Genomic DNA, 18,682 nt, shown 5'->3' with positions numbered 1-18,682 from the left:
CGCCCCAATCCGTTCGCCTTCAGCTCGGTCACGGCTCTGATTCATCGCCGGCAATCTGGTCGAGGAACCGGGCCAGTCGTTCGGTATCGGCGTGCGTCCAGCCCTCGGGAGGCATCACGCTGGCCCAGCCGTTGACGTAGTCCTCCGACGAGTAGTTGTGACCAAAACCCGCCGGCACGCCGAGTTGGTGAATCAGATCGCCCACCGCCTGCACGCCCGAGACGATGGGAAACCAATGCATGGCGTCAGGCACGTCGAAGCCACGTGGCCGAGCCAGCCATTCGGGCGGCCACCAGAACGCACTGGCATTCCAGAACACGGCCGGATCGGCCGGATGCTGAAGGTACACGATTCGCGGGGCCGGCCAGTCGGTGTCCAATGCCATCTGATGCGGATCGCGGTTCAAGAACCGTACCGAACGCCCCCCATCGAAGATCGGCTGCCAGAAGGGCGACCCGCTATCGCGCTCGCGAGTGAGTTGCGAATGGATCGGGTTGCTTTGTTTGGCGCCGACGATCAGCACGCCATCCGTTCGGGCCATCATGTTGGCCACCGAGGCAGAGGCGTCTTTCCCGACGAAAGGCGCTTCCACCCCCGCGGCGCCGAGACTCTTGCCGAACAGAACGAGCTTTGGCCGTCGTTTCGGCGGGAGCATCGACCATCGGGCGCGAACCGCGTTGAAGAGCGTGACACCCGCCTCGTTCGCGAGACCAGCATCCATGAAAATGGCGAGTCGGCTAGGCAGGAAAGAGTATTGGATCGCCACGATCGCCGTGTCGCCACGGTGCAGTTGCTCCAGCGAAGCCGCGGCTTTGGGGACTATCCAGCCCGTGCCGGTGGGTATCCACACGACCAGCACTTTCCGCTCGAACCCGCCCGCGCGCTCGAGCTCGCGGACCGCAATCTGCGCACGCTGCTCGAGGGAGTCCGCGGAACGCACTCCCACGTAGACCCTCACCGGATCGACCAGTCTCGCATCAGTCCCGTGGAACTTCGCAAGCTCTTGCGTGTTTGTCGCTGTCGCCACGAAGCCGCGCCCCATGCGGCCCAAGGTGTCCCATGCGACGAACGACGTGCTGCTGCCGGACACCGCCGGCGACGTGGGGGCCACGATTCCCTCGGTCGTGTTCTCGTTCACCCGCCCGTGGACGAAGTTGGAGACCGTGGTGAGGGCGGGAAAGGCCACTCCGCGAGCGAGCGCCATGCCAATCACGATGATGAGCAGCGCTGTTGCCGGCACCGAAACGATCGGGGGCACGTGGCCCTGGATGACCTGCTTGACTGCGGCGACACCGCGCGCCGTCAATCGCCCGATGACTACCAGCAACACCGCGCTCAACGGCGATAGGACGATCACCAGCACGGCGTCGAACCAGGCGATCGGCGCCATCCCCATGAAACTACGCTGCTCGTTCTGCCAGCCGAGCCATAGCTTCGAGCCAACGAATAGTGCAATGAGCCACGCCGCTGCCAGAACGATCCAGCTGCGCCGTCGGATCTCGCTGCCGGGCACGCGCCCCCATCGCTCCAGCAGCCGATGCACGCCGCGGCCGACCAATGTGCCTATCCCATAGCCGATGGCCAGACAGAACGCGCCGACCACGGTTTGCGTTCCCCACGACCGCGGAATCAGTGTCGGCGTCAGTGACTGCCACCAGAACACGAGCGCGAGCAGCGAGCCGCTGAGCGTCGGCGTCCAGGACGTGCTTCGAAGCCCGGCGGCTACCGGCTCATGGGAGTCCCGCATGCGTGCTCGCTCGGATTGGCACAACTCGCACCTCGTTTCCGCGGGTCACCCGCAAAGGAGTTGATGACGCGACCAGCCTTGATTCAGACTCCGCCAGGAGGGCAGTAATGGAAGATGCCGCCGCATGATCAGCCACGACGATGTTTTCCTGATTACCGCGCGCGGCGCGACACATCGGGGCAGCGGAATGGACGAGGCTGCTCCGATCTCGTGCGATGTTTCTCCTGCGTCGAAAAAACGTCAACGATAAACCGGCCATGCGTCGCATTGTATTTACCTTTCTGTCCCCCGAACAACATCGTCGCTCTGCGCGCATCGTGTTCAAACATCGATGAACCGGCCTGTCGGTGGCGACGTGGCCCGAGCGAGTGGCTTTACGGAGCTTGCGCGCACGCTGCTTGCTCGTCGCGCTGGTCGCTACCCGGTGGCACGATCAAGCGGTTCGAAACCCGCTGGTTGAATTGACCGTCGCAAACCAAGCCGAATATCTGGAGCATTGCCGACTGCTACGCAGTTGACCGGCAGGGCAAACAGGCCAGATAGCGAGATGGTGTTGCGATTGTCGCAAGACTTCCAGGAAGACCCGGTATCGCCGGTCGCTTCTGTCTGCCGCACGAAGCTCGAAGGGATCATAGGCAAACGCGGCGACGCGCCATACCGCTCCGAAGGGCGCGCCGGCGCGAGCCATTAAAAAACGTCCTGGCGCGTTGCGGGCCGAGCGGCCGCGTCGCGGAGCCTGCGCCTTTGAGAAGGCGTCGACAACATCGAATCGACAAAGGTGTGCGCCCGATTTTCTCCATACTTGAACGCTTCATGCTCGGTCAGAAAATCGAACTGTTCCGGAAAACTCAGCAGTTCCTGTTCCGGATTGCCGGGCAACGTCACAGTCCATGACACGCGATAACGGCGATATTTGCCACCGAGCCAATGCGTCTTCGATAGCGTAACGTTCACCTCGATATTGCAGCCGCGATACGGCGCATATTCCTGGATGGACATCGCTTTTCTCCCACAACTGAATGCTTGCCACGTACGTCTGCGTTGCCGGCGGTCGCGCGCGGCCTCCAGATCGGCGGGATAGTCGATCTCGTCCGCGACCAGGACATAGACGCTCGCCCCGCTGGTCGCGCCGTTCGGCCGAGAAAAACGCGCAGCCCATGGGTGTCTCGTTATGCATTTCGTATTGACGACGCACATCGAGCAACGCGCGTTCCCGCGCGGCAACCATCGTCTCGGCCCGCAGCGCGGCTGCGCTCGTGGCCATTCCCCCGATCTTCGTGACGCGGCGCTCGCGCACCGGCTGAACATCAAGGCGATTCAGGTGGCGGAACGGGACTTCCAGGTCGCCAAACGCCGCAAGGCGCGAAACGAGTTCGTCGATACGTGGTCCGTCGACGCGTTCGTGGAAGAGGGCATGCAGCCGGCGGAACCACGATGGGGTACGCACGGGTTCGGTAGCGATGCGGCAAGTCATCGACCGCATGCGCAGGCGCATGACGGGCGTTTTTCCGCACCTCGACGGCGTGAACATCGACTGTGCATGGGGGGCTTTGTCGACGTCACGATGCACCGCGCGCTGGATCCTAGTCGTATCGGCGACAACCTCTACTTACAAGGCTTCTCCGGACTTGGGCTGGTGTTCGCGGGAATGGCCGGAAAAATCTCGCGGACGCGATCGGCGGCGACGCTTCTCGATTCGACAACGCATCTGAGCGCCTGAGGAATGAAGGGTCGATGGCTGCGCCCCAAAGCAAGCCGGTGATCGGCAAGGCGCGTCATCTTCGCTTACGAAAGCGCGCGGGACACACAGCCGGCCACGCCACGCCGACGGGCTCGATCGACTCGACGGCACCCGGTGATCAAGGCCCGGGAAGGAACTGGACGTCTCCGTACCAGGCGCGTGTCGTGGCACCGGTATTGTCGGTATCGGTCAGCAGCCCGTAGCCTGTGATTCGTCCTGGCGGTTCGTGAAAGACCCGCTCGTAGTCTTGCACGATATTGCGGCGCAGGCTTTGCCACTGACCCGCATCGCCAGGCAGACCGGAGACCACGATCATCTGTACGCGGTTCGTGCGAGGGTTGGCAATGACGGTACCCGGCGCGGCGGTGGTCGACCACACGTACATCAACGTGGCATAGGGCAGATCTTCGCCACTCAGTTGCTTGGCCAGCCCCATCTTCGCCCGGTCGAAAAGCGACAGCTTGCTCTTGTCTCCGGCAAACATGAACACCAGCCGCGCTGGCGCGTCTTCCTTCGACGCCACGCGGTTATCGGCGCCTTCGATCGGTCTATCCGCTTTCCAGCGCCATGCCACGACGGGAGTGCGAGCGAGGTCGATATCACCCTCGTGCATCAGCGCGGAAGCAGAGCGGTTCGCGTCCGCCTGCAGCACAGTGGTGTGGTCGTCGCGAACGAGCGTGTATTGCGTGATGGGCTTGCCGCGCACGACCGGCATGTTCTTCCAGCCCGCGGGCAGCGAAGCGCCGGGCTCGATCGAGGAAAAGGCGATACCGGGCTTTTCGTCCTGGGCAAGGATGGGTGGCGACAACAAAAGAAGTGCGACGCATGCTGCGATCCAGGCTGACGGGGCTGTTCGTTTTTGCGCTCGACGGCGCGAGGGAAGATGCATGGCAGGTCGCATTCGTATTTTGGATAGCGTCCATTGTAATGGGCTCCTCGGGCGACATTTCAGCGGGGCTTTCACGCCGACGGTTGAGGTTCTGTTTGCTGCGTCGTAGCGTTTGCATCACGAGGCTCGCAACGCGCCGCGCGGTATTCCCGTCGCGTCGTGCGGCGCGCGAGGGGGGGTGCTATCAATGACCGTGGTCACCGCCACTCATCACAGGCGTCAATTTCCCACATATTGGGGAAACTCCCTGGTTCGTAAAAATCGTAGTCCGACTTAAGAAAGTTAGAATGACGGCTCTAAGACGGCTTCAGACCGTCTGCCTGGCCAACGGCCCGGTGTGGGAACGACCTTCACGAATCGCAGTGGCAGCGATCGCCGTGTCCGCGAGAACCTGAGAGATATTCCGTGAGCAGCCCAAAACAGATGCCATTTACCCTATCCGTTCCGACCGACGTGTCGCAACTGCCCAACCAGTTCCTCGCCGGTTATTGCGCGCTGATACGGCTGAACGTGGATACATACAGGTCCGCGGTCACGGGTGCCGCGCTGCACTGGGAAAGCGTATTGCGCGCCCAGACGCCTGAACAGTTCCTCAGACGTCAAGCGGATGTGATGCCTTGGCTTACCCTGCAGTTCGCCGGATACACCCGCGGCTGGATGGACATCGCGTCTGAAACAATCAGACCGTGCCACGCCGGCGGCGATCACGACGACGAGCGTGAGCTCCACGAGGACACCAGGCCCGCTGGCCTGCCGGCCTGCGCAACGGGCGTCGGAGCGATGATGCGCGCGGCCGTGCCGCCGGAAGTGCAGCCGGAGCGCGTGTCCGTCGCCGAGGCACAGGTCGGAGAAATGGTCCGTGCCTTTCTCGAGCGCGTCGAAAAGGCGACGCCTGACACGGCGGAACGACGAGGTCCGCCTCGCACACGTCGCTCGTCAACCCGATAGGCGACAAGCTTCCACCAATCCTGCCGGTTCCGGTATTCGCGTGCTGCCGATGCAGCCGTGGCCGGATCTGGTCGCCCGTTCCTTCGTTCCCGCCGTGAGGTAAGCGACATGTTGAGCCCGCACGAAGTGGCCACGTTGCTGCTGTTGCAGGATGCGCCTGAACGAATTGATTCGGATCGGGCAGAGCTTGGCGCGCTCCGCGAACTGCAGTTGATTGAGAATGAGCCAGCTGGGCCGGGCTTCCGGTTACCTCGCGTGACGCCGCGCGGCGACGCCGTGCTGCGAGCGTTCGCACGGGTCCGCTGACCGGTGCACAGACAACGTATCTGACGACCTATACACGTTGGGTGGCCGCCTGCGCCGCCGCTCGGCAATCGTGTGCACGAACAGCTTCGCCAGTGACTGTCGCTGAGCACCGCAGCGCGCAGCGGGGACTTCGTCACGGTCGCTAATCACACCACCATTCTCCCCGCGCGGGGAACGAGTTATGCGACAGCTCGAATAGGGGCCCAGGGTGCGATATGCCAGATTCTCGGTGAAAAGTTATCGGGAGAGTCGCAACTGCGGCTCGATGTCCGAAGTGGACGCAAAAGTCTATTGCTGCCGCTTCAAAGCGACTGACACTACGCTCGCGCCAGCTTATGAGATATCTCGCCCGGGCTGCCGCACTTGCTGGCCTGGCCATCGCGGTCTGGCTCGTCTGGCACGCCGACGCGCTGAAGGTGCTCGGTTTGATGCGCGCGGCCGGCGCCGGGCTCGCGCTTGCAGGGATGGTCCACATTCTGCCGATGCTCGCCAACGCAAGGAACTGGCAAATGCTGATGCGCGGCGCGATACGCCCGAAGCTGTTCGCGGTACTGCGTCTCGTCTGGATTCGGGAGTCCGTGAACGGCATGTTGCCCGTTGCCCGAGTGGGCGGTGAAGTCGTGACGTTTCGCATGATGCGCAAATGGGGCATGGAGCCTGCCCCAGCCATGGCGAGCCTCGTCGTCGACCTCCAGCTCACGCTCATCAGCGAAATGCTGTTCGCCATCGCGGCCATCGGCTATCTGATCGCCCATGCCGGCTCCAGGGCGTTGCACCTCGCAGCCAGGCTCGGAGGCGGCATCGCCATTCTGGCGGTTCTGCTGCTGGCGTTTTCGTTCGTGCAGCGAGCGAGTCCGTTCGCGCGGCTCACGAAACTTTTCAATCGCATCACGAGCGGCAAGTTCCGCTCGCTCGTCGGCGAGTCGGTGCGCATCGATCAATCGATCAGTGAGCTCTGGCATCAGCCCGGCGTCATCATCCGCTACCTGCTCATCTGGCAATCACTCCAATGCATCGCGACGGCGCTCGAGCTATGGCTCGCGCTCTATTTACTGTCGGCAAAAGCAGGTTTCCTGCAGGCAGTCGTACTCGAGTCGCTCATCCAGGCGCTCAGTAGCGTCGCGTTCTTTGTGCCTGGCGCACTCGGCGTTCAGGAAGGTGGATTTCTGCTGATCGGCACGGTGCTTGGTTTCCATCCGCAGCTTTGCCTCGCGCTCGCGGGTGCGCGCCGTATTCGTGACATCATCGTCTTTCTGCCTGGACTGATCGCCTGGCAGGTGGAGGAGTGGCGCGACAAGCGGCGACTTCGTACCGAGGGAGGTCGGGGCGCGAATCATGATGCGAGACACAGGAAAACATGATGCGGTCGTGGTGTTCGGCGCCTTCGATCGCCACAACCTGGGCGACCTGTTGTTCCCTCACGTCGTCGCAAGACTGCTTGCGTGCGACGACGTGATCTTCGCCGGGCTCGCGGAGCGCGACCTGCGCGTCCACGGCGGCCACGCTGTTCAGGCGCTCGCGCAACTGGCCGCCGAACGCGGCAAGGACCGTGTGCATATCGTGCACGCAGGCGGCGAGATCCTGACTTGTGGCGACTGGGAGGCGGCGGTGATGCTGCTGCCGTGGGACCAGGCACAGAAGGTCATCGCGCGACTGGAAACGCACAACGACGAGCGACGCGCGTGGGCACGTGCGCTGACGCGTCTCGATGCGCTTGCCCCCTACATGACGTCTCGCGAGATGTTTCCCTGTGCGTCGAGCGTCACTTATCAAGCGGCCGGCGGCGTCGATGTGGAGCGACTTGATCCCGGGATGCGGGCAGAAGTGCTGTCGAAGCTCGCGCAAGCCGACGACGTCAGCGTGCGTGACATCCACACCCAGAACGGGCTCGCCGCAGCAGGCATTCTCGCGCGGCTCGTGCCGGATCCGGCGGTGATGGTGACGGAGCTGTTCGGCGCGAACATTCGCGCGTGCAAGGAACGAAGCGGCGTGGCGGATTTGCAAAGGGCGTTTCCCGAGGGGTATGTCGCCGTGCAGTTCAGTGCGGATTTCGGCGACGACGGAACGCTCGGTTTGCTTGCGCGCGAGCTCGATCGCGTGTCGAACGAGAGCGGGCTTGGTATTGTTTTCTTTCGAGCGGGTGCGGCGCCCTGGCATGACGATATGGCCTGCTACGAGCGGGTTGCGGCACGGATGAAGGTCTCACGTACCCAACTCTTCCGTTCGCTGGAGATATGGGACATCTGCGCACTGATCGCAGACGCCACGGCCTACGCGGGAAGCAGCCTGCACGGACGGATCGTCGCGCTGGCGTGCGGCTTGCCGCGGGTGAACTTCTTCCATCCGGCGCGCGCGAACGACACGACCAAACAGTCCGCGTTTGCCGCGACGTGGGAGCCAGCGTGCGTGCCGGGCAGCGTCGGGATCGAGGCACTTTCGCAAGCAATGCTCCATGCCCTGACGATCGACCGGACGTTGCTGCGACGCACGGCCACACACCTCACCGCTCGCTATCGCGAGGGATTCGCGCAGACGCGAGCGGCAATGTGTTGTGCGTGAAATGCAGGGCCTCGCGCGACGAGCAGTGTCGGCGCGGTCGTGTAATCTCGCGAAGCTCGATCGTTCTTTGCTCAGCCCACGTGTACGAGCGAGCGTGTGGTGCGAACCGTGGACGGCCGGTCGCGCAGCAGCAGTGGCATCAAGCGCCGATTGGCTGTCTGCGCCGCCCACTCGCAATACGCGGGGCTGCCGAGCACCCAGCCGTTGAGCGTCGACTGCATCAGGTTATTGATCTCGCGTTCGTCAACAGGCTGTGCGCCCAGATCGCGATAAGCCTGGTGGCGCTCGAACGGCGTATTGCCGAGCGCCCGGTACAGTGGATGGTCCTTGATGAACCTATCGACACGCAGCCCGATGTGGTGCGCGCAGCTCGACCACGGGTAGTTTCCCGGCTCGGCCGCCAGGCCATTGCGCACCGGCGCCTGATCGATGATCTGGCTCGCGAGCAGGAAATACCGGTCGGGCTCAATCACTGTCGCCCGGTACTCGCCACGCCATACCGCACCGCGGCGTCCATGGCGGCGGTTGAAGGTCTCGGCATAGCGACGGCCAACCGCCTGCATTGCCATGGCGACGCTCGACTCGTACGAAGGCGTGACGAGGAACTGTACCGCATCAGGCATGAGCACCCACGCATGGACCGCCAGATCGGCGACGCGCGCTGCGTCTGCCACGCAGGCGAGGAAGTACAGGTAGTCTCCTTCGTCCATGAAAGCGGGCCCCGCGAGTCCCTGCAAGATAACGTGCTGCGGTTGATCGGGCATCGGAGATTGCGACAATGGCGCTCCCTGGAGCATATTGCGGTTATCGACTCGAGTCTGTCTGCTCGGGAACATGGAGCGCGGCCCGGGCACGGTGCTGTTGCGCCTGCCGGTCGACACTGCGAAGCAGCTTGGTCTCGTGCCGCCGGACTGGGAAAACTCGGACTGGGGAAAGGGGTAGGTCATGCGCAAATACCGGGGCAGGACAGTGCGGTAGGTCGCGGCCTGCACAAGCGACCGCTGCGGCCGGCGCATGACGCCGATGACGACCAGTGGGAGTGGTACAAAACGTGTCGCTCGACTGGCGTGGCGGCTTTGGCTCGATTTTCGGCGACAGCGCCCATATGAGCGTGGACGTTTGCCAGCAGTGCGCCCGCAATACGCTGGGGCCATGGCTGCGTGTCGTTCCGCCGTCCGCACCGGATGGCTTAATGCAAGCCCTGAAGGGCGTCGTGCCCCGACCCAATGCGCCGATATCTGTCGACAGGATGAATCTCTGTGGTTTCCACGAGAGCGACTCCCGATGCGGGTCCGCGCGTCGCTCAGACTGCCGATCATGGCTTGCCGTATGTCGCGCCGCATCTCGAACTCACCGTAGACACACTGGGGTGGCTGGCTGCCTTCGGTTGAACACGTTATCGCTATCGCTGAATGGGTCTTCTAGACCGCATTGCCGCCGGTCGCGCAGTTGGGAGTTCAAGCGCAGATAACAAGATGGTCCGATCGTTCATGACGGCGCCTCAGAGACAGCAGTTCGGCCATAGCCGACGTTGGCCGTTCATCCGCCGTGCGGCTGCAGTGCACCGCTTTGCTGTCATTCGCGATGAGATGTCGTTGAACGTCGGCTCCCGGGAACGGCGAACGAGTCCTCCCGACCCGTTGCAGCCGGTCGAGCAGTCTCTGTTCTAAGGGTAGGTATCGGAGTGGAACGGTCATTCCGTGCCGTCGCCTGGGGGACAAGTCATCGGCCTCTGCGGACGCTTAGACCCGTGAGTTGGTGAGGCGGCTTACGCCGTGCAAGGATGACGTCTTGCTCGACCCTCGAATTGCTCTCGAACTTAAGTTTGATTTCTCTATAAGCAATCAGCTTGTCGTTCACCAGATCGAAAGGAAGCGCCCGCAAGGTTAGGGATGGTGTTCAGAACTCGTTTTGCCGCACTGAGCCATCCACATAGGGCCGATGCGGTGGAAGCGGTGCGGCACCTGGCTCGAATGCAGCGCTACGTTCGGCATAAGGAAGGCGCCGATTGCCTGCCCGCGCGGGCGGCTTTTGCGCTCATGCAGCGGCCGCGCGCATCAGTCGTTCGCGCGTCATCCACAGATTGCTTAGAGCGAACAGCGTGTGCAACTCTGCGGGTTCTTCATCAAGCCGCGATAGCGCACCTTTAGATGCCACCGTGCGCGGCGATGAACATGGCGACGGCCGACCGGCAATAGGATTCGATTTCGTTGTCATCCTCTGCTCTCGCCTCATCGAAGCGTGCGACAAGCAGAAGATCGGATCCTTTGAAAAGCGCGGCAAACAAGCGGGCGGATCGGAGAGCATCGGGTACGTTCAGAATCGCTTTCGCGTGCAACTGACGCAACACGGCCTCGATTTGGGCGATGACATGGGCGGGCCCGGCTTCGTAATGGAGCTTGCTTAACGACTTTTGATTCGTCTTGTCGGCCAAAACCATGGCTTCGACACTGCGGACGTCCGGGCTCAACAGCGTGCGAAGCAGGGATGATCCCACCGCCATGAGCTGATCTTCGGCTGAACCGTCGACGCTTTCAGAAAGGGCCTGGGGTGCAAATTGATGGCAGTGGGCCACCATGGCCGCGCTGAACAGCGCCTCCTTGTTCTCGAAGTGCCGATAGATGCTGAGCTTGGATATCTTCGCCCGCTGCGCGACCTTGTCCATGGTCGTCGCTTGAAAACCCAATTCCACAAAGAGTTCGCAGGCGGCGTCGACGATCGTTTGGCGAAGCGCCTCGTTGGCGGGCCGGCCGCGCCGGCTCTGGCTGTTTTCGGTCACAACAATTCCAGTACTTGACAGTATCCAAATTCTTGCACTACGATACCACGCAGTATCTTAAATGTGCAAGCCAAGGATAGGTTTCAACCAGTTGCCCAAATCAGGTTTCCCCGGGGCGCCTGGCGATATCGAATGCGGGATTGTGGGGCCGATCAATACAGCCATCAGCAACTTTCTCGCCAATGCCGAAGCCCTACTCGCTGACCGTCTCAAGCGCGTATCGCTGGACGATATTGCACACCACGCCCAGCCCACCCCTCCAATCACAACACGGAGCCCATCACCATGGATGACGTCATCATCATCGGCGGCAGCTTTGCCGGCCTCGCCGCCGCCCTGCAGCTCGGCCGTGCCCGCCGCAAGGTCACGGTTCTCGATACCGGCCGGCCGCGCAACCGCTTTGCAGGCCACTCGCATGGCTTGCTCGGCCACGATCACAAGCCACCGCTGGACATCCTGGTCGAGGCGCGGCAGCAGTTGACGCGCTATCCAACGATCAGGCTGGTCAATGCCCGGGCCGAGAGCGTGTCTGGCGCCATCGACGATTTCTGCGTCGTCACTGACGATAACGAAAGCCTGAGGGCGCACCGCCTGATCCTGAGCTATGGCGTCGCCGACCAGATGCCTGATGTTCCGGGCTTTGCCGAAAGCTGGGGCACGTCCATCGTGCCCTGCCCCTATTGCGACGGCTTTGAAGTCGCCGGCCAGCATTGGGGCCTCGTCTGGTCCAGCCCGCAGTCGCACCAGTCTGCCAGGCTGTTCCGCGATTGGACGGACAAGCTGACTGTCTTCGCCGATGGTCATGACATTGCGCCCGATATCCAAGTCGATCTGGCGCGTCGCAACATACCTGTCGTCGATGGCCGGATCGTCGAGATCGCCCATCACAAGGGCCATATCAACACCGTCAATCTCGATACCCGCCGCAATGTCGCGGTCGACGTCCTGTTCGCCCATCCGCGCAACAAGCCGTCCGCACGCCTGCATGAATCACTGGGCCTCGCCACGGTCGATACGCCCACCGGCATCGTCCTCAAAGTCGACGAGCGCCGCCAAACCAGCATGCCCGGCATCTACGCCGCTGGCGACCTCGCCACGCCCTTCTTGCCCTCGGTCACCCAGGCTTCATCGCAGGGCGCGATGGCGGGTATCTTCGCCCAGCAGTCGATGGTGGTTTGAGAGCACAGATCCTTGTTGCGTCGTCGCCTTCGAAAAGGTTGGCGTAAATCGACGCGGCGAAAGGCGGATCGTCGAGTCAAGGAGATGACATGGCAAAGCAAAGTGCTGATCAGGTGGGTGACTGGAATGGTCAAAGCGGGGAGAGCTGGGTCGCCAACCAGGCCCGGCTCGACGCTCTGGTGGCGGTGTTCGGCCAGGCCGCGATCGAAGCCGCCGCGCCCGCGACGGGTGAGCGCGTGCTGGACATCGGCTGCGGCGCGGGTGCGTCAAGTCTGGCTCTGGCCGCTCGCGTCGGCGCGGGGGGCCAAGTGCTGGGCGTGGACATATCCGAACGGCTGATCGATCGAGCGCGCGCGCTTGCGCGCCACGATACGCGGGCCCTGTTTCAGGTGGCCGACGCCAGCAGCGCAGAGCTGCCCGAAGGCGCGTTCGACATTCTGTTCTCGCGTTTCGGCGTGATGTTTTTCCCCGATCCGACAGCGGCGTTCGCCCATATGCGACGCGCGCTCCGGCCGGGCGGCCGGGTCGCTTTCGTCTGCTGGCGCGGTGCGGCCGAGAACGATTGGATGCGACTGCCGGTGGGCGCGCTCAAGGACATCGTCCCGCCGAGCGCGCTCCCCGATCCCGAAGCGCCCGGCCCGTTTTCGTTCGGCGACCGGGAGCACGTGGCGCGCATCCTGACGGCGGCCGGTTTCACCGAAATCGTTATCTCGCCCTTCGACGCGGCCGTCCCATTCGGCGAGGGCGAAACGCGGGACGCGGCGATCGACGACGCAGTGAGGATGACGCTTGAGGTCGGCCCGCTGTCGCGTGCGCTCGCTGGTCAGCCCGACGACATCCGCGCCCGTGCCTCCGCCGCAGTTCGTGCCGCCTTCGCGAGCCTCCCCGGCGAGGGGTCGGTGATGATCAACGGCGCGGCATGGGTCGTCATGGCACGAAATCCGGCAAGCTGACAGGGATTAACAGGGGAGATGCCTCCGCTCGGTGGAACAGGGCGTCCTTGGCCGGCCAGATTGATGTCCCTTCTGGCCGCTGAACGAGCGCTCGCCTTGCGACAATCAGATGGCCGGTTGCGAAGCAGAGCCGACGCCTGAGCGGCCTTCCGGCGGCGCATGTGACCGGCAGTTTGTGGCCGGACTGAGACAAAGCGGCGCCGTGCTCAAGAGGCGCGCGAGACCGTGGCGGCCGCCCAGTGGCGGTATTCATCACGCCACGGAAACCGCGGTAGGGTGCTGGGTGAATAGCCAGGGTGACGGGTCTCCATGCGCCCCACTCCGTACCGCAAGTTATGGAGGGCTTGCCGCGCTTCTTAGAACGTTCGTGGAAGACGGTTCGTCGGTCGGCGGCCATGAGCCCGTGATGAAGGCGATCAACGCGCGTTGACCGTCGTGCGAATCTAGATGCGCAAGGCAGGCCCATTCGCAGATGATTTCGGATGCTGTCGACCGGAGCACCATATCGCGCGGCGCCAGAGAAATTGGTAGTGGCCTCCCTCGCTGAGCGCCCCAGCGGACTCCGCGTCAGTGTCTGATAACGCAGACGGCTACGATTTCGTATCCGGGGTCGGCGTGCTCGTTTGCCGCTTTTTCCGCTTCCTCATACGACAGAAAGGACGTGGCATTTTCGATCGCCGATGCCATGCCGATGTCGCCGTCCTCGGCGGTGCAGAGGAACTGCTCACCGGTCTTCACCACGTAGACGGACATCATGTCACCCTCCATGGTTTGCATGGGTAGCTTCCAGTCTGGCAGGCGGGAAGGGTTGCGGGCGGTTCGCTGAGTCTTTCCCGTAACGCCTTCCCGAAGGCACTTCCGCCTCGATTGTCCGAGCGTCATTCCGCGATTCAGTACGCAACCCGGCAGTCAAATTTCGCAGATCCAGTTCCGGACGATTCAGCATTCCAATGTCGCGAGCGCTTCTGGCAGCAGACGTTCGCGATGCGGGGCTAACATCGGTTAGTCGTCGAACTTGATTTCGTACGATCACCATCGGCCGCGGTCCCAAGCGGCATGGCCGCCGGACTACGATGCTAATCCGAAACCACGGATCACCGGCGCTTGGTCTGACGCTCGATAAAAAGGGGGCGGCCCACTACAGAGCCGGGTGGTATACTGCTTGCGTCGGTTCTAGGCTTCTCTCATGCCCGTCGTCCCTCGGAGTTCGCGTTCCACGGGCGGCACTTGATTCCCGTCTACTGCTGGTCAGCTCTCTCCTCGTTCCAGAGGAAGCGATATTCCCTCTCCGGACGCCGATTCCGCTAGCTGCGCCGCTGCGATAGTTGCTCCATCCCGAGCTCTGCGGCGCGCTGCGTCGCCATTTCGTTTGCGGCAATCGCCCATTTGCCACACGCTGGGCGGTCCCCGGCTACCTCTCGTCATGGCTCACGCCTTTGGACTACATCATGAGCGAGTACGTCAGAACTTACAGAGGGTTGGAGATGTATCCCCTCGTCTATTCCCACATTCCCCGGGAGGCCGTTGGGTCATTCGACTATGATGCCGGCTTTGACGCTGCCGTCAGGATATGCCGCCGAGGCACCGACGACACACTGACGGCCAGCCGCGTATTTCGGATCCCACATCGTGCGCCGTTTGGCGATGCGGGCGAGGCGCGCAGGGCATCCAACGACTATGCGGAGCGCCTGATTGATGGCGAGGTTGACGGGCAGTCTAGCGTGATCTATGAGCGAACGGCGATACGGTCCAATGCGCGAGGAAACGTGAATGCAGCATCTATGCTAGGCGAGAAGAACTATGAGGTCGTCGCCTCGTCCCGCCGGACGATAAATGGCGCCGTTCCGACCTTGAAGGTGACCCGCCTTGACGACAAGCGGGTCATCTATCCGTTTTGCGGTTGCCCGGACATGCCTCTATTCGACGATCCACAGAGCGCGAAGAATTTTGCCGAGGTGTACGGCTGGCAACTCGTGAAGGGCGATATTGCGGTTCCAGAGTGATCTGAGGGACCACCGTCGAGAGCCGCCGATTACGCTTTTCGGGTTGCATCGAGATAAGGCCAAACGGGCAGGAAAATTTCATGGATTCTCACTGCTGCTAACGGCTATCCGATTGCATACGTTTCGCAGGATACGATGGTGACGAGCCAGCACGTCCTCATTGACGAGCCGAGCGGCCATTACCCTAACCGCATCGAAATCGAACCGCACGTCGATCCGGCGAACCTCGGTGCTTCCACGTTGATTTCAGTCCCGCTTTATGTCGACCGGCGGCCGGGCAACCATGCGGCAGGCACGCGATGCTAATTGCGAGCGCCTCGGCGTATTTTTGAGTCAACCCATGCCTGCCGAAAGGGGCGTTGCGTCGTACACTGTCAAATTCAACATAAAAGGAGGCCATCGTGAGCAAAGCCCATGACGCCAAGAAGACGGAAAAGAAAGTCGCCACGAGAACGCCGAAGGAAAAGAAGGACGCGAAGAAGCTGAAGAAGGAGGCTTCGAAGCGTCAGTGATCTTGCAGTGCCACGAGCGCTGCTAAATAGCCGCGGCACACGGTGGCACGATCGAGGTGAGATCGGACGAACAAGAGATGTCTTCATAGTGCGCCTGCCGCGGCAGCAGTTACCCGGCGAGCGCTTAACCAAGGAAAAAATTGACTACCGTAATTCTGAAACCCGACGAGCCCGTGGAAGTTGCAATACGCCGTTTCCGTCGCGCGATCGAGCGCACCGGCTTGATTCCGGAGCTTCGTGCCCGGACAGCCTACGAAAAACCTACCGCAGAACGCAAGCGCAAAAAAGCTGCTGCAGCGGCACGCCTGCGCAAGCAGATCAAACGGTCGTTGCCGCCGAAAAAGCGGTACTGACCGGGAACTGCCGGGCAGCTATGCTGAAGCGGCCGTCTAGTGCCCAGCCAGGTGTCCCGCGTAACCTCCGCATGGGGAACCGGCTCTGATCTGGGCCCAGTGGCCGGTTGAATCCGCCTTCGCATACCGGCCACTTGATCTTCTGCGATCGATAGACAGCTTCGGGTCGGGTGCTGTCCGCCGGGCTCGTCGACGCAGCCGGCAACAATGAAGCCGCCTCGATGCTCAAGCGTGACGTCGACAACCTGGCCGCGTACTTCGGGCGATTTGCCCCGCAAATACTCACCGCAAATTATGGCACGGAGATCTGGACGCTCTTCGAAGCAGGCCGGCTGCATGTCGATGCCGAACTGACCGGCCGCATCGAGGTCGACACGCGACGTGTGGACCTCGATGGCGTGCTGCAGGAACTCGAAGAGACACGTTTTGAGGAGGACGCGCGAGTGCGGCGACAGCAGGAACTGAGCGCAGGCCGGTAACCGTGCTCAATGTCCCCCGAAGTTCGTCCGAATGTGAAGGTCTTCGAGGATGTCGCCGCTCGGCCACAAACGGTCGTTCGACACCGATGCCCAAATCGTCGACAATCGGACTCACCAAAACCGACGACACTTCGAAGTGCAACAAATCAACACCGAGTTTGGCCTACTTAGCGTTGTTGACGAGCCGCTCGCGATGACCATCTGCGCATAGTTGCGACCTGAGCATAGGGGTCGACTACGGAAACTCGCCCGTCAACGGGAGCCGCAGAGTTCACCAGCGCCCGATGAACTTCCGGGTCCGGCCACTACCGGTATTCGACGACATCCCCAAGATCGTCGACGATCCGCAAAAATCCAGGGCATTGCCCAACTCCGCCGCCCTGGCGGCAGACTCAGAACGTGGACCGCGCCTTCAACCAACCGCTCACACGCCCGCGGATGCTTCTAACTCCGCAAGACGCTGGCGTAGCAAGCGATCCTGTTGGAAACGGGCGGTTTCGTCGCGGATCACGGCGACGATGCCGTTGAGTTCATTTTGCGGCGAATGCAGCAATGCAACTGTAAATGCGATCGACATTGACCGTCCGTCTTTATGCACGGAGGGGACACGCAACACATCACTGCCGTAACGGGTTTCGCCCGTGGCCATGGTCTTGTGATAGCCGTCCCAATGGCGGCCGCGCAAGCGTTCTGGAATGATCAGGTCCAGCGACTTGCCGAGCGCCTCGCTTTGCGTAAAGCCAAACATGCGTTCGGCCGCGGGGTTCCAGAACGTGATGCCGCCGCCGGCATCGGAGATGATGATCGCGTCGCCGATTGCGTTGGCAAGTTGCTGAAAGTCGATGGCAGTTTGCACGGCGCCCCTCCAAAGAAAAAACGTGGATTTGAATCGAATGCGGCACCGTCAGAGGCGCCGCATCCGCTCATCAGAGCCAGAATCCCGGCCTGCGTGACGCCGCTAAACTGCTTTGACTTCGCGTAGATTGAAGATCTCCTGCTTGCTGTAGCCAAGGCCGGCCAGCACTTCGTCCGTATGCTCACCGAGCAGCGGCGACGCAGTGACCTCCGGCTTCATGTCCGAGAATTTGATCGGGCTGCCGACGGTCAGATACGAGCCACGTTTCTTGTGCGGTACTTCGACGATCGTCCCGCTCGCGCGCAATGAAGGATCGTTGGCCAGTTCCTTCATCGTCAGCACTGGCGCACACGGAATGTCGAACTTACGCAAGATGTCGACCGCTTCGAATTTGGTCTTGTCGGCGAGCCAGGCCTCGATGGTTTTAAAGATCTCAAAGATATGCGGTTGACGCGCTTCAGCGGTTTTATAGGCTGGGTCATCGATCCACTCGGGCTTGCCGAGTGCTTTGCAGATCGGCTCCCATGCATGACCCTGGATCGTGAAATAGATGTAGGCATTCGAATCCGTTTCCCAGCCCTTGCATTTGAGCACCCAACCCGGCTGCCCACCGCCGCCCGCATTGCCGCCACGCGGCACCACATCGCCGAATTCGCCGTGCGGATACTGCGGATATTCCTCGAGATATCCCACTCGCTCCAGCCTCTGCTGATCGCGAAGCTTGACGCGGCACAGGTTCAGCACGCTGTCCTGCATCGACACAGCGACCTTCTGGCCCTTGCCGGTTTTGTCGCGCCCCAGCAGTGCAGTCAGAATGCCGATCGCCAGATGCATGCCTGTGTTGCTGTCGCCGAGCGCCGCGGCACTGATGGTCGGCGGACCGTCCCAGAAGCCGGTGGTGGAGGCCGCTCCGCCCGCGCATTGCGCAACGTTTTCGTAGACCTTCAGGTCGTCGTAGTGGTGACCGTCGCTGAAACCCTTCACTGAGGCCACGATCATCTTGGGGTTGAGTTCGTTCAGACGTTCCCAGGAAAAACCCATCCGGTCCAATGCGCCCGGTCCGAAATTTTCGACCAGAACATCGGATTCGCGGATCAGTTTTTCGAGCACTTCCTTGCCTTCCGGCTTCTTCGTGTCGAGCGTCAGCGACTTCTTGTTGCTGTTAAGCATCGTGAAGTACAGCGCGTCGGCATCCGGGATGTCGCGCAACTGGTTGCGCGTGACATCGCCAGAACCTGGCCTTTCGACCTTGATCACGTCAGCACCGAACCAGGCGAGCAACTGGGTGCACGCGGGACCGGCCTGAACATGCGTGAAGTCGATGATCTTGATGCCTTCGAGAGGTTTGGTCATGTTGGTATCTCCTTGGTTAATCCGA

General features: G+C 62.0%; 18 protein-coding genes and 3 pseudogenes. 12 read left to right on the top strand and 9 right to left on the bottom strand.

The features are described 5' to 3' along the window. Nucleotides 1–28 precede the first annotated feature (28 nt). Together F6X39_RS03545 and F6X39_RS03540 are read right to left on the bottom strand one after the other, a co-directional pair. A complete protein-coding gene (locus F6X39_RS03545) occupies nt 29–1,747 on the bottom strand; it encodes an alpha/beta hydrolase (RefSeq protein ID WP_262413238.1) in 1,719 nt (572 codons plus the stop codon). Nucleotides 1,748–2,434: 687 nt separating this feature from the next. Then, nucleotides 2,435–2,746 (bottom strand): hypothetical protein, encoded by a 312-nt coding sequence (locus tag F6X39_RS03540; RefSeq protein ID WP_187615577.1) that lies wholly within the window; start codon nt 2,744–2,746, stop codon nt 2,435–2,437. 184 nt (nt 2,747–2,930) lie between these two features. On the opposite strand from F6X39_RS03540, the gene F6X39_RS36500 reads away from it, so the two are divergent. Beyond that, the gene (locus tag F6X39_RS36500; protein WP_262413237.1) at nt 2,931–3,467 is read left to right on the top strand and encodes a hypothetical protein; all 537 of its coding nucleotides are present in this window, start codon (nt 2,931–2,933) and stop codon (nt 3,465–3,467) included. A gap of 139 nt (nt 3,468–3,606) precedes the next feature. On the opposite strand, the gene F6X39_RS03525 is transcribed toward F6X39_RS36500, so the two are convergent. Beyond that, on the bottom strand, nt 3,607–4,377 hold the full coding sequence (locus F6X39_RS03525; protein WP_187615576.1) for a DUF3047 domain-containing protein: 771 nt from the start codon (nt 4,375–4,377) through the stop codon (nt 3,607–3,609). Between the two features lie 423 nt (nt 4,378–4,800). Here F6X39_RS03525 and F6X39_RS03520 point away from each other — a divergent pair, with 423 nt between their 5' ends. From F6X39_RS03520 to F6X39_RS03505, 4 genes are all read left to right on the top strand, one after another. Next, nucleotides 4,801–5,325 carry a phasin family protein gene (locus F6X39_RS03520; protein ID WP_187615575.1) on the top strand — a complete coding sequence of 175 codons (525 nt, stop codon included), beginning with the start codon at nt 4,801–4,803 and terminating at the stop codon, nt 5,323–5,325. Nucleotides 5,326–5,433: 108 nt separating this feature from the next. After that, nucleotides 5,434–5,631 carry a hypothetical protein gene (locus tag F6X39_RS03515; protein ID WP_187615574.1) on the top strand — a complete coding sequence of 66 codons (198 nt, stop codon included), beginning with the start codon at nt 5,434–5,436 and terminating at the stop codon, nt 5,629–5,631. A 335-nt stretch (nt 5,632–5,966) separates the two neighbouring features. After that, nucleotides 5,967–6,992 carry a lysylphosphatidylglycerol synthase domain-containing protein gene (locus F6X39_RS03510; RefSeq protein WP_187615573.1) on the top strand — a complete coding sequence of 342 codons (1,026 nt, stop codon included), beginning with the start codon at nt 5,967–5,969 and terminating at the stop codon, nt 6,990–6,992. After that, entirely contained in the window at nt 6,967–8,190 is a 1,224-nt protein-coding gene (locus tag F6X39_RS03505; RefSeq protein WP_187615572.1) for a polysaccharide pyruvyl transferase family protein, read from the top strand. Before F6X39_RS03510 ends, F6X39_RS03505 begins: the two co-directional genes overlap by 26 nt. Nucleotides 8,191–8,261: 71 nt before the next feature. On the opposite strand, the gene F6X39_RS03500 is transcribed toward F6X39_RS03505, so the two are convergent. From F6X39_RS03500 to F6X39_RS03490, 3 genes and pseudogenes are all read right to left on the bottom strand, one after another. Further along, nucleotides 8,262–8,954 carry a transposase gene (locus tag F6X39_RS03500; RefSeq protein WP_262413235.1) on the bottom strand — a complete coding sequence of 231 codons (693 nt, stop codon included), beginning with the start codon at nt 8,952–8,954 and terminating at the stop codon, nt 8,262–8,264. A 1,273-nt stretch (nt 8,955–10,227) separates the two neighbouring features. Next, nucleotides 10,228–10,349 (bottom strand): annotated as a pseudogene (locus F6X39_RS03495) (IS5/IS1182 family transposase); the annotation flags it as partial. Next, entirely contained in the window at nt 10,337–10,969 is a 633-nt protein-coding gene (locus F6X39_RS03490) for a TetR/AcrR family transcriptional regulator (protein WP_018421953.1), read from the bottom strand. The pseudogene F6X39_RS03495 and the gene F6X39_RS03490, both read right to left, overlap by 13 nt. 285 nt (nt 10,970–11,254) lie before the next feature. Between F6X39_RS03490 and F6X39_RS03485 the strand changes: the two genes are divergently transcribed. Together F6X39_RS03485 and F6X39_RS03480 are read left to right on the top strand one after the other, a co-directional pair. After that, on the top strand, nt 11,255–12,148 hold the full coding sequence (locus F6X39_RS03485) for an NAD(P)/FAD-dependent oxidoreductase (RefSeq protein ID WP_018421952.1): 894 nt from the start codon (nt 11,255–11,257) through the stop codon (nt 12,146–12,148). An 89-nt stretch (nt 12,149–12,237) separates the two neighbouring features. Then, nucleotides 12,238–13,101 carry a class I SAM-dependent methyltransferase gene (locus tag F6X39_RS03480; RefSeq protein ID WP_187615570.1) on the top strand — a complete coding sequence of 288 codons (864 nt, stop codon included), beginning with the start codon at nt 12,238–12,240 and terminating at the stop codon, nt 13,099–13,101. A gap of 567 nt (nt 13,102–13,668) precedes the next feature. Here the strand turns inward: F6X39_RS03480 and F6X39_RS03475 are convergent. Beyond that, complete coding sequence (locus tag F6X39_RS03475; protein WP_102636823.1) at nt 13,669–13,857, bottom strand: hypothetical protein; 189 nt, start codon at nt 13,855–13,857, stop codon at nt 13,669–13,671. A 692-nt stretch (nt 13,858–14,549) separates the two neighbouring features. Between F6X39_RS03475 and F6X39_RS03470 the strand changes: the two are divergent. The 5 genes and pseudogenes from F6X39_RS03470 to F6X39_RS03450 all read left to right on the top strand — a co-directional run. Continuing rightward, a pseudogene (locus F6X39_RS03470) lies at nt 14,550–14,801 on the top strand (hypothetical protein); the annotation flags it as partial. 81 nt (nt 14,802–14,882) lie between these two features. After that, nucleotides 14,883–15,104: a DUF6723 family protein gene (locus F6X39_RS37300; protein ID WP_187615710.1), complete on the top strand. Its 222-nt coding sequence runs from the start codon at nt 14,883–14,885 to the stop codon at nt 15,102–15,104. Nucleotides 15,105–15,239: 135 nt separating this feature from the next. Next, on the top strand, nt 15,240–15,410 hold the full coding sequence (locus tag F6X39_RS03460) for a hypothetical protein (protein ID WP_187615569.1): 171 nt from the start codon (nt 15,240–15,242) through the stop codon (nt 15,408–15,410). Between the two features lie 346 nt (nt 15,411–15,756). After that, entirely contained in the window at nt 15,757–15,969 is a 213-nt protein-coding gene (rpsU, locus tag F6X39_RS03455) for a 30S ribosomal protein S21 (RefSeq protein ID WP_090812766.1), read from the top strand. Nucleotides 15,970–16,157: 188 nt separating this feature from the next. Next, a pseudogene (locus F6X39_RS03450) lies at nt 16,158–16,448 on the top strand (serine protein kinase RIO); the annotation flags it as partial. Between the two features lie 424 nt (nt 16,449–16,872). Here F6X39_RS03450 and F6X39_RS03445 read toward each other — a convergent pair. Together F6X39_RS03445 and frc are read right to left on the bottom strand one after the other, a co-directional pair. After that, nucleotides 16,873–17,304, bottom strand: coding sequence for a PAS domain-containing protein (locus tag F6X39_RS03445; protein WP_187615568.1), 432 nt, complete (start codon nt 17,302–17,304; stop codon nt 16,873–16,875). Nucleotides 17,305–17,406: 102 nt separating this feature from the next. After that, nucleotides 17,407–18,657 (bottom strand): formyl-CoA transferase, encoded by a 1,251-nt coding sequence (frc, locus tag F6X39_RS03440; protein ID WP_184040886.1) that lies wholly within the window; start codon nt 18,655–18,657, stop codon nt 17,407–17,409. Between the last annotated feature and the right edge of the window lie 25 nt (nt 18,658–18,682).

Source organism: Paraburkholderia sp. UCT2, assembly GCF_014397665.1.
Classification (GTDB): Bacteria; Pseudomonadota; Gammaproteobacteria; order Burkholderiales; family Burkholderiaceae; genus Paraburkholderia; species Paraburkholderia tuberum.
Note: the sequence above shows the minus strand (reverse complement) of the source record. Positions and strands in the feature narration are given on the sequence as shown.

Excerpts from the sequence above, each read along its gene's own strand:
- F6X39_RS03525 (WP_187615576.1), bottom strand. The coding sequence starts at position 4,377 with ATGCATCTTCCCTCGCGCCGTCGAGCGCAAAAACGAACAGCCCCGTCA.
- F6X39_RS03485 (WP_018421952.1), top strand. The coding sequence starts at position 11,255 with ATGGATGACGTCATCATCATCGGCGGCAGCTTTGCCGGCCTCGCCGCC.
- F6X39_RS03460 (WP_187615569.1), top strand. The coding sequence starts at position 15,240 with ATGGTGACGAGCCAGCACGTCCTCATTGACGAGCCGAGCGGCCATTAC.
- frc (WP_184040886.1), bottom strand. The coding sequence starts at position 18,657 with ATGACCAAACCTCTCGAAGGCATCAAGATCATCGACTTCACGCATGTT.
- F6X39_RS03505 (WP_187615572.1), top strand. The coding sequence starts at position 6,967 with ATGATGCGAGACACAGGAAAACATGATGCGGTCGTGGTGTTCGGCGCC.
- F6X39_RS03500 (WP_262413235.1), bottom strand. The coding sequence starts at position 8,954 with ATGCCCGATCAACCGCAGCACGTTATCTTGCAGGGACTCGCGGGGCCC.
- F6X39_RS03515 (WP_187615574.1), top strand. The coding sequence starts at position 5,434 with ATGTTGAGCCCGCACGAAGTGGCCACGTTGCTGCTGTTGCAGGATGCG.
- F6X39_RS37300 (WP_187615710.1), top strand. The coding sequence starts at position 14,883 with ATGCTAGGCGAGAAGAACTATGAGGTCGTCGCCTCGTCCCGCCGGACG.
- F6X39_RS03480 (WP_187615570.1), top strand. The coding sequence starts at position 12,238 with ATGGCAAAGCAAAGTGCTGATCAGGTGGGTGACTGGAATGGTCAAAGC.
- F6X39_RS03520 (WP_187615575.1), top strand. The coding sequence starts at position 4,801 with ATGCCATTTACCCTATCCGTTCCGACCGACGTGTCGCAACTGCCCAAC.
- F6X39_RS03540 (WP_187615577.1), bottom strand. The coding sequence starts at position 2,746 with ATGTCCATCCAGGAATATGCGCCGTATCGCGGCTGCAATATCGAGGTG.
- F6X39_RS03475 (WP_102636823.1), bottom strand. The coding sequence starts at position 13,857 with ATGATGTCCGTCTACGTGGTGAAGACCGGTGAGCAGTTCCTCTGCACC.
- F6X39_RS03545 (WP_262413238.1), bottom strand. The coding sequence starts at position 1,747 with ATGCGGGACTCCCATGAGCCGGTAGCCGCCGGGCTTCGAAGCACGTCC.
- F6X39_RS03510 (WP_187615573.1), top strand. The coding sequence starts at position 5,967 with ATGAGATATCTCGCCCGGGCTGCCGCACTTGCTGGCCTGGCCATCGCG.